The organism is Candidatus Rickettsia tasmaniensis, assembly GCF_036857515.1.
Lineage (GTDB): Bacteria > Pseudomonadota > Alphaproteobacteria > Rickettsiales > Rickettsiaceae > Rickettsia > Rickettsia rickettsii.
On record NZ_JAQCNX010000002.1, the window covers coordinates 59,345 to 74,019 of the forward strand.

The window sequence follows — 14,675 nt, forward strand, 5'->3', positions numbered from 1 at the left end:
ATGCGACATAAAATTAAAGGCAGAAAGTTAAATGTAACAAGTAGTCATCGGCAAGCAATGCTCGCTAATATGGCTGTAGCACTTGTAACCCATGAACAAATTAAAACTACTTTACCAAAAGCTAAGGAATTAAGACCTTATATTGAAACTCTAATTACTAAAGCTAAGAAAGCTGATTTAACGGTAAGAAGAAGCATTTTATCAAAAATAAAAGATAAAACAGCAGTAGAAAAGCTTATAAATATTTTAGGTACCAGATATAAAGATAGACCTGGCGGTTATACTAGAATAATAAAAACTGGATTCCGTTATGGTGATTTAGCACCGATAGCATATATTGAATTTGTAGATAGAGATATTAATGCTAAAGGAAATATACAGCAAGGTGCTAATGAAGAAATTAAAAATTAAAATATAAGGGACTCGGTGATGGCTAATCATTCTTCAGCAAAAAAAGCTGCTAGACAAACAGTAAAAAGAACTCTAATCAATAAAAAACGATCTAGTGCATTAAAAACTTTTATAAAGAAAGTTGTACATGAAATCAGTCTTGGTAATAAAGAAAATGCTAACATAGCTTTATCTGTTGCTCAGTCTAAGATAATGCAAGGTGTGAAAAAAAATATAATTAAATTAAATACCGCCTCAAGAAAAATCAGCAGATTATCAAGGCAAATAAAAAGTTTGAACGAAAGTAAATAACACTTTATAGTAATTTAAAAGCAAAAACTAATAAAATTTTGCTAAATTATTTATATACTTCTTATTAATTATAAATGATGTTATTTTACTAATTAATAAAAAATATGGGCGATTAGCTCAGCTGGTAGAGTATCTCGTTTACACCGAGAGTGTCGGCGGTTCGAGTCCGTCATCGCCCACCAATCAAAAGTTTTTAGTATTTCAACGAAAATATCAAACAATGAATGAAGCTTAAACTCAAGCTTTTCAGTTTTAAATGTTACAATAGTTAAACCTATCAAGAAAAACAGTATCTTTATGAAATGGCATTTCTAACTATAGATAATTATTAAAATTTGTTAATAGTGATCTATAATTAAATTACTTTAAATGCAAATTTAAGGTAAATCTTTATCATGCATTAGTGTTAATAGAGCAAAGAGAGATAAATAATAACATAAATTAACTAAAAGTGACTGTGTTATTAAAAAATTCATATATTAATTAAAATACAAAGTTATTTATTAATCATTATGTCAAATACACCTAAGTTAGAAAATCACTATAATAAATTGTTACAAGATATTGTGCTTAAAACATTAGAGCAGAATAGAACTGTAGAAGCCTATTTAATACAAGAAGATTTTAGTAGTACTTTAGATGAGCTGCAAAAAATAAACGAAAAGCTTGAAGAATATTGTAAGGTTTTTGCTCTGCTTGAAAGAATTAAAACCGAATTAGCTGAAGAAGATAAAGTATATAACTAATTTAATTTATATAAAAGGTGCAAGCCGCATTTCGTCTCTTATATTCAATAATAATTTCCTGCTTCAACTTCTAGCTTTTTAAAATGTGATATACCGAGGCTATACCCTATAATAATAGGAATTACTATCATCAACAATCCTAAATTATTAAAACGTTCTGTTAAATAAACAAGCTCAAAAGAAACTAATTACATACATAGCGGCTCTTGAATAAGCATATATAAAGCTAGCATAGGTAAATCGTTTTAAAACCGGAAAACTTTTATAAAATATTGGAATTGCCGGGAATGCACTTGGAGAAAAAGTAACTACAATTAGTCGATTAACGTGAGTATCATATTGCGGAAAGAAAAGCTCATTAATTAGTACTGCCATATGAACATATAGCATAAGATCAAAATATTCTAAAAAAGTACCTATAGATAGTAAGCCTATGCCTATAGCCCGTTTTTGTTCTCTGTTTAAACTTTTTTGTTTTTTTTCGTATCCCAACACAATTTTTTCTAAAAAGTTAATTTATAGAAAGGTTATATTGGGAAGATTTCAAGTCAAGGAAAAAGTTACAATGTTTTAAGATTATACTTATTTAAAACTTCTTTGACTAATGAAGTTGTTATTTTTCTTTTGGAAATTAAAGCAAAATAGTTAATATTGTCTAATATTTCTATAATTTTAGAATATTCCCTAGGCAAATTTACTAAAAGAAAATCTATTATTTGTCCGGATATTGTTACCGAAGAAATAGCAAAATGCTTAAATATTAGAATTTTGATTAATTCATCGTCAGGTGAGTTTAATAGAATACTAAGTACTGATTTAATACGTGAAGATAAATCGGGCAAAGTAAAATTTCTGCTTTTATCAGATGCGGTAAGTAAAAGATATTTTTGTTTTTCGTTAATAATATTAAATATATGAAGTAATGTCGGCTCTTGCCAGTTTTCAATATCTTCAATGATGAAAGCATTATATTTTTCTGAAATTTCTTCATTAAAAAAAATATCTTTAATAATATAGGCATTGCTTAAATTTTGCCATATTTTGGTTAAATAAGTTTTGCCTGACGAAGAAGGTCCTTTAATTAATAAAGTAAATTTATAAGGGTTAACGCCAAAGTCGCACTGCCAATTTTTTATAATATTATAAGCTTGATCGTTAGAACTAGAAACAATAAATTCATCAGGATGATATTTATTAGAAGTAGTAAAACGAAATATATATTGCTGCACTGTTATAAGAATTTTTTAGCCGTCTATTCGATAGAATTTGCTAGATTTATAAAATTTAATTAGATTCAAAAGTAAAATTTTTGTAATCCCTGCAATCGGTATAGCAAAAAATATTCCAATAATTCCAAATAAACTGCCGCAGGCAAAAATTGAGAATATAATCCAAAGAGGATGCAACCCTATTTTATCACCGATAATTTTAGGGGTGAAAATATAAGACTCGCAAATATTTCCAACTAGATAAATTATCATTATATATAGTAATTTGGTAGTTACACCAAAAGTTAAATAGCCGATAATTAGAGTTAAAAGAAACGATATAAAAGTACCAAGGAAAGGAATAATAACTAAAAATCCTGTTAAAATGCCAAGTAAAAGAGCGAGATCAATACCTATTACGGTAAATGCAATACTATAATAAGCAGATAATAATAAGCAAATATTTAGCTGTCCTCTTATGTAAGCAGATAACAGATTATTAATTGCCGATAATATTTCAAGGATTTTCGGTCGGGTTTTTATAGGTAATAATGATTTCATGTTTGCAATAATTTTAGCCCAATCACGTAGGAAATAGCCTAATATTATAGGTATAAGTAAAAATAAAACAAATATGTTAATAGTTATAATAGTATAACGCCAAAAATTATTAGCAATACTGCCAAGTATAGTAAATATACTATTTATAAAATTGCTTAAAGAATTCTTGATTGTGTCGGCAATATCAGGTTCTATCGAATAAATTTTTACCATTATAGGTGGTAATATTTCTGTCTGTAAATAATTGTTATATTTTGGAATATTATTTATAAAAGTAAAAATTTGTCCATAAATTATCGGCACTAAAATAGTTAAGCTTAAGAAAAATATGCTCAAAAATATCAGATAAATTATGCTTGATGCAAATTTATTTGATATTTTAAATTTTGATGCGATAAAACCTATAGCAGGTTGTAGTAAGTAAGATATTATAAATGCGATAAAAAATGGTTTTACTGCGTTTGAAATTAGCATAAAACCGCTTATAAAAAGCCCTAAAAAAACTAGCCAAAATATAACGGTTCTATTCATATTATTTTCCTCATTTTCTATACGAAAATCAACTTCAAAAAGAGCTAGGAGTTCACAAGGCGAAGATCACAGCGTATACTTAATATGTGAGAACTGAAGCTTTTGTAAAACGACGACGCCAATTTTTGAAGTTGATCGAGTATTAAGGTTTTTTAACTACTTGTACGGTAGCAGGACGAAGTAGTCTATCTCTAATTTTATATCCTGATTGCATTAAAGTAATAATACTATTCGGTGCATGATCAGGATGTTCTATCTGCGCAATTGCATTATGTAAATTATAGTCGAACATTGATCCTATTTCCGGCTTTATTTCTTCAATATGATGTTTATGAAAGACTTTGTCTAGCTCGTCTTTAGTCATCTGAACGCCTGCAATAATATTTATGACTTCTACATCAGAACTTGCCGGTTTATGTGCTAATGCTCTTGAAAGATTATCACTAACATTTAGCAGTTCTTTAGCAAATGTAGCAATTGCATAATCTTTTGCTTCGTCACGTGCTTTTTCTAAACGCTTTCTTGTATTGTCTATTTCGGCAGTAGTTCTTATTAGCTTATCTTTTAGCTCTTCAATCTCGGCTTTTAACGCTGTTATCTCCGGATTTGCCGTTTCAACTATCTCTTCAGCAATATCATTTATTGTTTGTTCATTATTTTCTATATTATCGTCTATCATATTATTTACTTTATATTTATGTTCTTTTTGATATATATAGATATAATCAAAATTTTTTCAATGGTATACTCGTTTAATTTGAAACATTGGCGTCGTTGTTTCGTATTTTTTTATCCTCACGTACTAGTATGTACGCTGCAGTCAAAAAATATGAAACGCCTTACTCTTTTCCAAATTAAACTTCGTCTACTATTTATTTTTACTTATGGAGTACAAATTGTATTATGAGACAGTCAGGAAGAAAAAGCAACCAATTACGTCCTATTTCATTAGAATTATCCCCGCTTATTAATGCGGAAGGTTCATGTCTTATTAAAATCGGTAATACACATGTCATGTGTAGTGCTACTTGTGAAACTACCGTACCGCCATTCTTGAGGGGACAAAATCAAGGCTGGATTACTGCCGAGTACGGTATGCTTCCCGGTTCTACATCACAGCGTATTAAAAGAGAAGCGGCACTCGGAAAACAAGGCGGAAGAACGCAAGAGATACAGCGTTTAATAGGTAGGGCGATGCGATGTGTAATTGACGTGAAGAAACTCGGCGAGAGGCAAATTATCATAGATTGTGATGTTATTAATGCTGACGGTGGTACTAGAACTGCAGCAATAACAGGGAGCTACGTAGCATTGCACCTAGCTATTAGGTCCTTGATGAAAAAGAGAGTTTTAAAGGTGAACCCGTTAATTAGTCAAATTGCAGCTATTTCTTGCGGTATATATAAAGGTGAGGCGATACTAGATTTGGATTATTTAGAAGATAGTGATGCGGACGTGGATAGTAATTTTGTGTTTGCAGGTAACGGTAATTTAATCGAAGTACAAGGCACGGCAGAGAAAAATCCTTTTTCCGAAGAGCAGTTTTTAGCAATGTTAAAACTTGCTAAAGGCGGAGCTGCGGAATTATTTAAACTACAAAATCAGGTACTGCTTGGGTCTTAGAAAGTTGCTAAGTGGATCAGTTAAATGCTAATTTATAGCATTTTTTTATTATTTCTGTGGATTGCTGCATCGCTTTGCTCCTCGCAATGACGGTGCATGTATCCACGCAACCAATCTTTCACGAGAATAACGTATTTATTAAGCGTATGGATTATCATCAAAAGCAATATGTTCACCTGATAATATAATTATCTTATCTCGATTGGTATTATGTATAAATACCTTATGATTAAGATCTGTTACTTTAACACTACTATGTGGTCCTAAGATTAATTCCGCAACATTGCCTAGGCTTTCAAACGTAACACGCTGATTAGCTCCAATTGTTATTTTATCGGGGGATGTATTAATATTTGCTGTTCTACTTTCTTCGGTAAAAGTAATAGTTCTATATTTTGGATCGTTCATATTTTCCTCTTTGAATGAATTTTAAGTTATAAAATCATTACTACAATATTCCATATACTACTTCAATTAAAAATTTTTTAACCTAGCCCTTTACCAATTTATAATTACTATTATAGTGTATTTTTTAAATTTAAGCGGCTATGGTATTAAGATTATATTATTGTCTAGTATGCCTTATAATTATTTTTGATATTAATAAGGTACATGCTGCGGCATGGTTGTTAGAGCAGGGAAGAGATAGATATATTGTAGGGGGTAATAAAGTTAATAAGATATCAAAAAACGAGAAAAAGCAAAGAGAAGAAGCCGTTTTATACATAAGAGAAAGAGTAGCTTATCTATGGGAATACCTCAAAAAAGTAAGCGATCAGCCGAGTCTTCATGCAAAAATCTTACGACAAATAAAAAGATTAGAGCAGAAGATAGTAGAATTATCCTCTGATCAATATGAGCACTTTGTAAGTAGTACTGTAGAATACGGTATTACCGATAATCAAAATATTGGAGTACATTTTTTGTACAAAGAAGATAAATTTTTGAATGAAAAAAACATAAGCACGGATGCTTCTATTTACTATAAATTGAAGCTATTTGAAGATAAAGATTTTGTTATTGCGGCTCAGCCTAAAATTTTAATGAGTAAGAGTAAAAAACTTAAAGAAGATTTTTTAGGCGAGATATCTTTACTAATGGGAATGTCTAAAAATATCCGCCCTGTTACTATTTTTAATCAAAATATATTTAGTTTTGGACATTCAATTAATATTGGTTCTAAGAAGATGTATTATAATTTTTCTACTTGTGAAGGGATTAAATTTAAAAACGGCATAATGCTTACAAGTTTTACAAAATACCATACTCGGCAAAATTACGGCTATGTATATGATAGTTCAGTTTATGAGCAGTTAGGAATTGCAAAGATAATTAATTTTGGTAAAGAAGCATAGAAACTTGTTAACTACTCAAATCGGTTATTTTTGGGATCGTAGTCTTTCAAATAAGAAATATAAAATATCAGGTATAAGTTTTTCAGCATGGTTAGATGTATAAATGAAGATATAATATTACAGATAATCAGAGATAAAAACTTATTAGGTAAAAAACAAGCTACTAGTTTAAAAGCTATGATCGAAGAAGCAATTATCGATAATGAGATAATGATTGATATATTATATGAAAATAGAATATTGCCGCTAATAAGCAATATTTCTTATATTAAAATTTATAATTATTCTTATATACAAGCCTATGTAGTGAATGGTTATTGTATAGATGAAGATGTTCACGGTAATACAATAACTGCTATAAATGATCTAAGAATATTGTTTAGTAATAATAATATTTTTAGATCTATAATGCTGATCAAGAAATATTTTTTTTATAAATTATTAGAAAAAAATTCGCCTATTTAACTAGTATCAAAGCAAAATATGCTCTTGAACTTAAAGTCGGACCGATTATTGCTAAGAATATTAATTATACCAATAAAATAATAATATTTTTCGTCGTGTTTATAGCCACATTGATTTATCTGCCGGTTTTATTTCATGTTGCTAATAATATAAGCTATTGTTTGCAAAATATTTTAAAATCTCTGTTATTTATAAGGGCAGTAAGAGAATCGCCTTCGGTAGGGTTGCATGGATTGAAAAGCGTATTCAGTGTCATACCGTGGTCAAACCACGGTATGACAGAGGTGGAATCGCTTCACAAAACAAGTAGTACTAAAAATCATTCGGTGGAATCACAAATTTTTCAAAATGAGGAGAAAGCTTTACCGGTTTATACAGTTTTAGTACCGTTATATAAAGAATTAAGTAATTTAAGGTCAATAATTAAAAATATTTCATTAATTAATTATCCAAAAGATAAGCTAGGCGTTAAAATTATTATCGAAGATGACGATTATCTAATGATTAAAGAAATAGTGTTATATAATTTACCGTCTTATTTTCATGTTATATCTGTTCTGAAAAGTCTACCAAGAACTAAAAAGCCGAAAGCCCTTAATTATGCTCTAGAATATTCACGTGGTGAGTATCTAGTAGTATATGATGCTGAAGATAAACCTGAACAGCTACTTAAAGCTCTAGCAATGTTTAAAAACTTGCCTCTAGAATATGCTTATCTTCAAGCTAAGCTTAATTTTTATAATAAAAATGAGAATTTTTTAACCAAAATGTTTAATATAGAATATAGTTTATGGTTTGAATATATCTTGAAAGGATTAAGTTTGCTAAAACTTCCTACCCCTCTTGGGGGTACTAGTAATCATTTTAAAACGGATATATTAAATAAGCTTGGCAGATGGGATGCTTATAATGTAACAGAAGATGCCGAGCTTGGTATAAGAATTTACTCACAGAACTATAAAGTAGCTATTCGTGATTCCTATACTCTAGAAGAAGCTCCGAATAGTTTAGGTAATTGGCTAAATCAAAGATCACATTGGATTCAAGGCTTTTTGCAAACATTTTTGGTATTTAAAGCACCAAAAGATAAATGCCAAAAGTTTACTTTATTGCAAGTAATAACAATTTATATTTTCATCGGCTTATCTACTTATAATTTTTGGAGTTTATCCTTTATAATATTTTCTATTGTTATAAATAAAAATTCTATAATTAATTATTTATGGCTTATTAATAGTATTTTTTCGCTTTTATATCTATATGGTACAGCTCTGTATATATTAAAAAATTCTTTAAAAAGCGGAAAAGTAAAATTTCAGGCTATAGTAGCTTTGATCTTATGGGCTAGTTATTTTATATTACATACTGTAGCTTCATATAAAGCAGTATTTGAAATAATTTTCTGTCCTTTGAATTTGAAATGGAGTAAAACTAAACACGGCACTAGTTTAGAGGATTTTGAGAAAGAATAGACCTCTAATAAAAAAAATTTTATTCTTGCCCCTTGAACTAACAAAAATAAAATATATATAGTATGTACATTTAAAGATTTAATAATTGGAGGTTAAAATGTCTTTTAAACCATTACATGATAGAATTGCAATAAAGCCTATCGAACAAGAAGAAAAAACTAAAGGTGGAATTATTATTCCGGATACTGTAAAAGAAAAGCCGATGCAAGGTGAAATAGTAGCCGTAGGTAATGGTATTCGTAATAAAAAAGGCGAAATTCATCCTTTAGAGCTAAAAGTAGGCGATAAAGTTTTATACGGTAAATGGGCAGGCACCGAAATTGAAATTAAAGGCACAAAACTGATCGTTATGAAAGAAAGCGACGTATTTGGTATTATTAATTAATTATTTGTTTTAAGGAGAAATTAAATATGGCAACAAAACTTATTAAACACGGCTCAAAAGCTCGTGAGCAAATGCTAGAAGGCATTGATATACTTGCAGATGCAGTAAAAGTTACTTTAGGTCCAAAAGGCAGAAATGTACTTATCGAGCAATCATTTGGTTCACCGAAAATTACCAAAGACGGTGTGACAGTTGCAAAATCGATCGAGTTAAAAGATAAAATTAGAAATGCAGGAGCTCAGCTATTAAAATCAGCTGCTACAAAAGCTGCAGAAGTAGCCGGTGATGGTACTACTACAGCTACGGTACTTGCTAGAGCTTTGGCTCGTGAGGGTAATAAGCTAGTAGCTGCCGGTTATAATCCTATGGATTTAAAGCGTGGTATGGATTTAGCGGTAAACGCAGTAGTAGAAGAAATTAAAAAATCTAGTAAAAAAATCAATAGCCAAGAGGAAATCGCACAAGTCGGTACTATCTCTTCAAACGGTGATAAGGAAATCGGTGAGAAAATTGCTAAGGCAATGGAGGAAGTCGGTAAAGAAGGTGTGATAACCGTTGAAGAAGCAAAGAATTTTAGCTTCGATGTTGAAGTAGTTAAAGGTATGATGTTTGATAGAGGTTATCTATCACCGTATTTTGTAACGAATTCCGAGAAAATGGTTGCTGAGCTTGAAAATCCTTTCATCTTACTATTTGAGAAAAAATTATCAAATTTACAACCGATGTTACCTATACTTGAGGCTGTAGTACAATCACAACGCTCGCTATTAATTATTGCTGAGGATGTTGAGGGCGAAGCTCTTGCAACGCTTGTAGTCAATAGATTACGTGGTGGTTTAAAAGTTGCAGCAGTAAAAGCTCCCGGTTTTGGCGATAGAAGAAAAGCAATGATGGAAGATATTGCTATCCTAACTAAAGGTGAGCTTATTACTGAAGATTTAGGTATGAAGCTTGAAAATGTGAGTATTAAGAGTCTAGGGACGGCAAAGAGAGTAACAATTTCTAAAGAAAATACTGTAATTGTTGACGGTAACGGTGATAAGAAAAATATTGAAGATAGAGTATTACAAATTAAATCTCAAATAGCTGAAACTACTTCTGATTATGATAAAGAAAAACTACAAGAGCGTTTAGCTAAACTTTCCGGCGGTGTTGCCGTATTAAAGGTTGGTGGTGCTACGGAAGTTGAAGTGAAAGAGCGTAAAGATCGTGTTGAAGATGCACTTGCTGCTACAAGAGCGGCAGTTGAGGAAGGTGTTGTTGCCGGTGGCGGTGTAACATTACTTCATGCATCACAACCTTTAACAAAGCTTAAAGTAGAGAATAAGGATCAACAAGCAGGTATTGAAATAGTAATAGAAGCTTTAAAGGATCCGCTAAAACAGATTGTTGAAAATGCCGGTGAAAACGGTGGTGTAGTAGTTGGTAAATTACTAGAACATAAGGATAAAAATTATGGCTTTAATGCTCAAGATATGCAATATGTCGATATGATTAAAGCAGGAATTATTGATCCGGCTAAAGTAGTGCGTACTGCACTTCAAGATGCTGCTTCCGTTGCTTCGTTAATTATTACCACGGAAACTTTAATTGTTGACGAACCTTCTGATAAGGCAGAGCCAATGCCAATGCGTGGCGGTATGGGAGGTATGGGCGGTATGGATTTCTAAGTCTATATCTCTATAAGATAGGTTATGCAATAGATCTAATAAACCCGTTTTGTTGTATTGCTTGTTCCCCTCATTGTAAGGAGGCATTGTTGCGTGGACCGCAAAAACTGTTCAATGTCATATCGTGGCTTGGCCACGGTATCCAGAAAACAACTAAACATACTAATAATATTAGCATTTTAAACTGGATCCTGCTACAAGCTCGCAGGATGACAATTAAGAAACTGGTCCACGCAGGCAATGCCTGTTCCGCAATGACGATTTTAACAACGTGTCGTACAACACATTATTAAGTCGCAGTAGGACGTAGGACCCTGAAAAACTGATTTATGCAACAAATGGCTTTTAAAGCGATTCTTTGCTTAATTTGAAAATAAACTCTTTAATAAAACTCTTTCTCAAAAAATAAAATATAGAATTTCTTGTAATTATTTCAATAAATGATTGCAAATATTTTTTAATTAATTATAATAGCTCAACCTTTGGTATTTATCCTATGAGACTGTTAACAAAATAATTTTAAAGCTCATTAAATTCTTTTTAACTGCAAATTAAAAGATTTTTTTGAAATAGGGATATTTATTACTGTAAAAATCTCTTTAATTATCAATTAAAGTTATTTTGTTAACAGCCTTATATAGGATGATCAAAAGGTTTAAAGCGGTTTTACGCTTTAATTATTAAGAATAGATTTCTTGTGGCAGTTATAGGCAAGGTTAATCTATAATGTATATATTCGTTTAATTTAAAAAATTAGTAATAACAGTTTCTAGCTTTTGGTCGGTTAAACTATGCTAACTAAAATTAGTAAGGTTTTAGAAAAATTACTATTCTTATTTTAAAAAAATCTTATAATTTATACAATTAAGAAAGACTAAAATAAGATAATTTAAATTTTATATATAAAACTTAAAAAATTAGCTTCTAAAAGCAATCTAAATAATGTGAATTTAAATTTAGGATAAAAGATAAAATAATAGGGTAGTGCGAAGCTCGCCACAAGCTTAATTTTTCCTATTAATATCAACCAAAGCTGGGTTTTATTAATATTTACTAAAAATAGCAAATTAATTAGAAATATTAATAGAACTTAATCAAGTTTATTGCTTTAATTGGTGTTTAGTTATTCGTAAGTATAACTATTAACTGAATTAGTATAAATTAAAGAGGTAGTTTTGCTTCAAAGGGTTATTAAACATTTAAATCATAATTTATCTAAACATGATATTGCTGCTCAAATAACAGGTAGGATCAAACATCCAATATCAATTTTATATAAATTATATCGTAAGGGTATAAAGTTAGAAGAATTAACAGATATTTTTGGGATAAGCATAGTGGTAATAGATGAAGAGAAATGTTATAAAGCTTTAAAAGTAGTTCATGATCTTTATGAGTATGAAAAGGATAAATTTAAAAATTATATTCTTAATCCTAAACCAAACGGCTATCAATCTTTGCATACTATTATCACAACTGAGGATAATTATAAAATAGAGATACAAATACGTGATCATAAGATGCATTATCATGCAGAGAGCGGTGAAGCTGCACACTGGAAATATAAAAATAGTTTTTAGCTGATATACACTTCTTTTTTTCTAAAGTATATGCCTACTCCTTTAGGAAGAAGTTTGAAATAATGAATATCCAAGATGAAAGACGGCTTCTATCTTGGACACAAATTTAATTTATTTTTTTATTTTGTATTATTTTGAAGTTTAAAAAAGAAGTTGCGTAAACCGACTTTTTGAAATATTTTTTTTGCCATGAGTAAGAAGCTTTCTATAGTTTCTTTTACTGTTTCTAAAGCTTTGTCTGTAGATTTAGCATTTATAGTTTGTAAATTATGTAGGCGATCAAATACTTTAATAAGTGCGATATCATATCTTTGTTCTTGGATTAGTAAATTTAACATTTCACCAGAGCTAATTTTACCGTACGGCTTTGTTAAACGTTCTACGCTATCGGCAATATTCTTATCAAAAATTTTGCTAATATCAGCATGTGTAAGTATTGTATCCTCTATAGTATCATGAAGAAGGGCAACATTGATCATATATGATTTGTAAAGTTTAGGAGCTTCAAGAGCTGTAAAATCTGCAAGCATGATTGCAACTTCTATAGGATGAGAATAATAAGGCCCCCCTGATTGACGCATTTGAGAAGCATGATATTTATGGGTATAATAAAGACCTTTTTCAATTTCTGTTATATATAGGTGAGTCTACTATAGTATTCAAATATTTAATTCGATCAATTAATTTTTTACTATAATCACAAATCTCAAATTTTTGCTGCCAAATATCAATATCTTCCATAAACCTACTAATTATTTAAACTTCTTTTAAAAGGAGTATATGCATACAATTAGTATAAAATATTTTTATAAGAAAATTAATAAGATTTTAGAAAAACATAATATTTTTTTTAAATTTATCGATAATCAATGGTTAAGCACAAGTTAAACTATATCTTGATTTTTAAATAGGATTATATTTTTGTGATTTTTTTACACAGTTACATTAATATTAATTTTTGTTAACATGATAAATTGAATATATTACTATAATAATAGCTAGTATCTTAAGTAAAAATATAAAAATAGTTAATAAAACTTAATAAAAAGAAAAGTCTTTTTTATTTATTCTCAAATATTTTTTCACTTTAGTGGTTTATAACTTCTTGCAATGTATTAAAAATTTAGTAAGCATTGTTAATTGTAAAGATAGATTATTATTCAGTCTATTTATGTATATATCGAAATACAATTTGAATTAAAGGTAAATTATGACTAAAAAACTAGTTGATAACAAAATAGCTCCTAATAAAGCAGAGTACGATAAGAAATTTTCGCATGTCTTAGGTGTTACCCCATATCATGGGGCAGTAACCTTACCGAAGACAATGGCTTGAGTTTGCGAAGAATTAAAGTTGTTAAAGGATAGCTCACAGAAAAATGAGATGGAAGGAGAAAAAAATCCTTTCCTGGTGATGTTGACTTTCCTGATGATACTCTAAGTGCACCGACAATTAAAGAGGGACATCTTCTTAGCGGTGGAAAAGAAGATGAGAGAGATTCTGTTAATTATACTAATGCAGAAATGTGACAATTTTCATCTGACAAAACATTTGATTGGAGAGATGGAAGCAAGTACCATCATGTTCATAAAGTAAAAGCCGGTGACAAGTTTGATATACATTGGGATTATACCATGGCACATAAAACACGTGGTTATACATATGCGATTACTGATCATCCTACTGACTTTTCTTAAAGACTAACTTTTAATGAGCTTAAGACATTTTTTGAAAATATAAGCCAAGAAAAACCATTTTGGAGCCATCCATTAACTGCTTCTACGGATCACTCAATAATTCTTCCGGAAAGAGAAGTAGGATTTCGCGTTCTTTTAGAAAGATGGATAGTCGCTGATACCGGTATGGCATTTCATCAATCATGGGTTCTTGAATATGAAGCAAGTTTAGGCGGTGAAGGGCGCTTGGACATGGACACCATCATCACGATGCTTAATTAAGCTTTAAAGCAACTGAGTAGCGAGTGGTTATGCGCTAAGCGACTCAAAGCTTTGTTGTGCGGATACCCAGGTCGTCATTGCAAGGAAAAATTGAAAATTTTGACAAAGCAATCTCGGACCAAAATCTTGAGATTGCCACGCTCCTTTCAGTTGCTTGCAATGAGAGGGTGTCAGGAAGTTTGTGTAAGTTGTAAAAATAGTTAAGAATAAAATTAATTAATAAAAACAACTTACATGGAGCTAATATGAAAAATAAGAGCAAAGTATCAAATCCCACTATAGAAAAACTAGTATCAGAAATATTATCCCAAAATGATACATCTGAAATTTTTGGTAAAGAAGGAATATTTCAGGAATTTAAAAAACAGATAGTAAATAAGATTTTAGAAAAAGAGATGGAATCTCATATAGGTTATGA

The 14,675-nt window shown here is 30.2% G+C and carries 15 protein-coding genes, 1 tRNA gene and 3 pseudogenes; 13 read left to right on the forward strand and 6 right to left on the reverse strand.

Annotated features, from left to right (window positions below):
* The 4 genes from rplQ to O6R16_RS00910 all read left to right on the forward strand — a co-directional run bounded on the left by rplQ (position 1) and on the right by O6R16_RS00910 (position 1,448).
* The gene (rplQ, locus tag O6R16_RS00895; protein WP_499679609.1) at positions 1-411 is read left to right on the forward strand and encodes a 50S ribosomal protein L17; all 411 of its coding nucleotides are present in this window, start codon (positions 1-3) and stop codon (positions 409-411) included.
* A gap of 18 nt (positions 412-429) precedes the next feature.
* Positions 430-702 (forward strand): 30S ribosomal protein S20, encoded by a 273-nt coding sequence (rpsT, locus tag O6R16_RS00900; RefSeq protein WP_499679610.1) that lies wholly within the window; start codon positions 430-432, stop codon positions 700-702.
* Between the two features lie 106 nt (positions 703-808).
* Positions 809-884, forward strand: a tRNA-Val gene (locus O6R16_RS00905).
* Between the two features lie 330 nt (positions 885-1,214).
* A complete protein-coding gene (locus O6R16_RS00910) occupies positions 1,215-1,448 on the forward strand; it encodes a hypothetical protein (protein WP_499679611.1) in 234 nt (77 codons plus the stop codon).
* Between the two features lie 285 nt (positions 1,449-1,733).
* Here O6R16_RS00910 and O6R16_RS00915 read toward each other — a convergent pair.
* From O6R16_RS00915 to grpE, 4 genes and pseudogenes are all read right to left on the reverse strand, one after another.
* A pseudogene (locus O6R16_RS00915) lies at positions 1,734-1,943 on the reverse strand (hypothetical protein); the annotation flags it as partial.
* Between the two features lie 65 nt (positions 1,944-2,008).
* The gene (locus O6R16_RS00920) at positions 2,009-2,677 is read right to left on the reverse strand and encodes an HdaA/DnaA family protein (RefSeq protein WP_499679612.1); all 669 of its coding nucleotides are present in this window, start codon (positions 2,675-2,677) and stop codon (positions 2,009-2,011) included.
* Between the two features lie 15 nt (positions 2,678-2,692).
* The gene (locus O6R16_RS00925; RefSeq protein ID WP_499679613.1) at positions 2,693-3,748 is read right to left on the reverse strand and encodes an AI-2E family transporter; all 1,056 of its coding nucleotides are present in this window, start codon (positions 3,746-3,748) and stop codon (positions 2,693-2,695) included.
* A 142-nt stretch (positions 3,749-3,890) separates the two neighbouring features.
* The gene (gene grpE / locus O6R16_RS00930) at positions 3,891-4,427 is read right to left on the reverse strand and encodes a nucleotide exchange factor GrpE (RefSeq protein ID WP_499679614.1); all 537 of its coding nucleotides are present in this window, start codon (positions 4,425-4,427) and stop codon (positions 3,891-3,893) included.
* 224 nt (positions 4,428-4,651) lie between these two features.
* Between grpE and rph the strand changes: the two genes are divergently transcribed.
* Positions 4,652-5,371 carry a ribonuclease PH gene (rph, locus tag O6R16_RS00935; protein WP_499679615.1) on the forward strand — a complete coding sequence of 240 codons (720 nt, stop codon included), beginning with the start codon at positions 4,652-4,654 and terminating at the stop codon, positions 5,369-5,371.
* A gap of 138 nt (positions 5,372-5,509) precedes the next feature.
* On the opposite strand, the gene O6R16_RS00940 is transcribed toward rph, so the two are convergent.
* A complete protein-coding gene (locus O6R16_RS00940; protein WP_499679616.1) occupies positions 5,510-5,779 on the reverse strand; it encodes a hypothetical protein in 270 nt (89 codons plus the stop codon).
* A gap of 515 nt (positions 5,780-6,294) precedes the next feature.
* Between O6R16_RS00940 and O6R16_RS00945 the strand changes: the two are divergent.
* The 6 genes and pseudogenes from O6R16_RS00945 (at position 6,295) to O6R16_RS00970 (ending at position 12,298) form a co-directional block, all read left to right on the forward strand.
* A pseudogene (locus tag O6R16_RS00945) lies at positions 6,295-6,829 on the forward strand (hypothetical protein).
* Positions 6,814-7,191, forward strand: a complete 378-nt coding sequence (locus O6R16_RS00950) for a hypothetical protein (RefSeq protein ID WP_499679617.1) — start codon at positions 6,814-6,816, stop codon at positions 7,189-7,191. Before O6R16_RS00945 ends, O6R16_RS00950 begins: the two are co-directional and overlap by 16 nt.
* A 161-nt stretch (positions 7,192-7,352) precedes the next feature.
* Positions 7,353-8,663, forward strand: coding sequence for a glycosyltransferase family 2 protein (locus tag O6R16_RS00955; RefSeq protein WP_499679618.1), 1,311 nt, complete (start codon positions 7,353-7,355; stop codon positions 8,661-8,663).
* A gap of 97 nt (positions 8,664-8,760) precedes the next feature.
* Entirely contained in the window at positions 8,761-9,048 is a 288-nt protein-coding gene (locus O6R16_RS00960; protein WP_012737041.1) for a co-chaperone GroES, read from the forward strand.
* 26 nt (positions 9,049-9,074) lie between these two features.
* A complete protein-coding gene (gene groL / locus O6R16_RS00965; RefSeq protein ID WP_499679619.1) occupies positions 9,075-10,718 on the forward strand; it encodes a chaperonin GroEL in 1,644 nt (547 codons plus the stop codon).
* 1,175 nt (positions 10,719-11,893) lie between these two features.
* Positions 11,894-12,298, forward strand: a complete 405-nt coding sequence (locus O6R16_RS00970) for a RelA/SpoT-related domain-containing protein (protein WP_499679620.1) — start codon at positions 11,894-11,896, stop codon at positions 12,296-12,298.
* Positions 12,299-12,417: 119 nt separating this feature from the next.
* Here the strand turns inward: O6R16_RS00970 and O6R16_RS00975 are convergent, their stop codons facing one another.
* The gene (locus O6R16_RS00975) at positions 12,418-12,879 is read right to left on the reverse strand and encodes an HD domain-containing protein (RefSeq protein ID WP_499679621.1); all 462 of its coding nucleotides are present in this window, start codon (positions 12,877-12,879) and stop codon (positions 12,418-12,420) included.
* A 629-nt stretch (positions 12,880-13,508) separates the two neighbouring features.
* Here O6R16_RS00975 and O6R16_RS00980 point away from each other — a divergent pair.
* Both O6R16_RS00980 and O6R16_RS00985 read left to right on the forward strand, forming a co-directional pair.
* Positions 13,509-13,634, forward strand: coding sequence for a hypothetical protein (locus tag O6R16_RS00980; RefSeq protein WP_499679622.1), 126 nt, complete (start codon positions 13,509-13,511; stop codon positions 13,632-13,634).
* 674 nt (positions 13,635-14,308) lie between these two features.
* Positions 14,309-14,419: pseudogene (locus O6R16_RS00985) on the forward strand (zinc ABC transporter substrate-binding protein); the annotation flags it as partial.
* Positions 14,420-14,675 lie beyond the last annotated feature (256 nt).

What these genes read in the sequence shown, in the direction of transcription:
- rplQ (WP_499679609.1), top strand. Translation starts at nt 1, where the DNA reads ATGCGACATAAAATTAAAGGCAGAAAGTTAAATGTAACAAGTAGTCAT.
- O6R16_RS00975 (WP_499679621.1), bottom strand. Translation starts at nt 12,879, where the DNA reads ATGCGTCAATCAGGGGGGCCTTATTATTCTCATCCTATAGAAGTTGCA.
- O6R16_RS00950 (WP_499679617.1), top strand. Translation starts at nt 6,814, where the DNA reads ATGGTTAGATGTATAAATGAAGATATAATATTACAGATAATCAGAGAT.
- groL (WP_499679619.1), top strand. Translation starts at nt 9,075, where the DNA reads ATGGCAACAAAACTTATTAAACACGGCTCAAAAGCTCGTGAGCAAATG.
- grpE (WP_499679614.1), bottom strand. Translation starts at nt 4,427, where the DNA reads ATGATAGACGATAATATAGAAAATAATGAACAAACAATAAATGATATT.
- O6R16_RS00960 (WP_012737041.1), top strand. Translation starts at nt 8,761, where the DNA reads ATGTCTTTTAAACCATTACATGATAGAATTGCAATAAAGCCTATCGAA.
- rpsT (WP_499679610.1), top strand. Translation starts at nt 430, where the DNA reads ATGGCTAATCATTCTTCAGCAAAAAAAGCTGCTAGACAAACAGTAAAA.
- O6R16_RS00925 (WP_499679613.1), bottom strand. Translation starts at nt 3,748, where the DNA reads ATGAATAGAACCGTTATATTTTGGCTAGTTTTTTTAGGGCTTTTTATA.
- O6R16_RS00940 (WP_499679616.1), bottom strand. Translation starts at nt 5,779, where the DNA reads ATGAACGATCCAAAATATAGAACTATTACTTTTACCGAAGAAAGTAGA.
- rph (WP_499679615.1), top strand. Translation starts at nt 4,652, where the DNA reads ATGAGACAGTCAGGAAGAAAAAGCAACCAATTACGTCCTATTTCATTA.
- O6R16_RS00910 (WP_499679611.1), top strand. Translation starts at nt 1,215, where the DNA reads ATGTCAAATACACCTAAGTTAGAAAATCACTATAATAAATTGTTACAA.
- O6R16_RS00980 (WP_499679622.1), top strand. Translation starts at nt 13,509, where the DNA reads ATGACTAAAAAACTAGTTGATAACAAAATAGCTCCTAATAAAGCAGAG.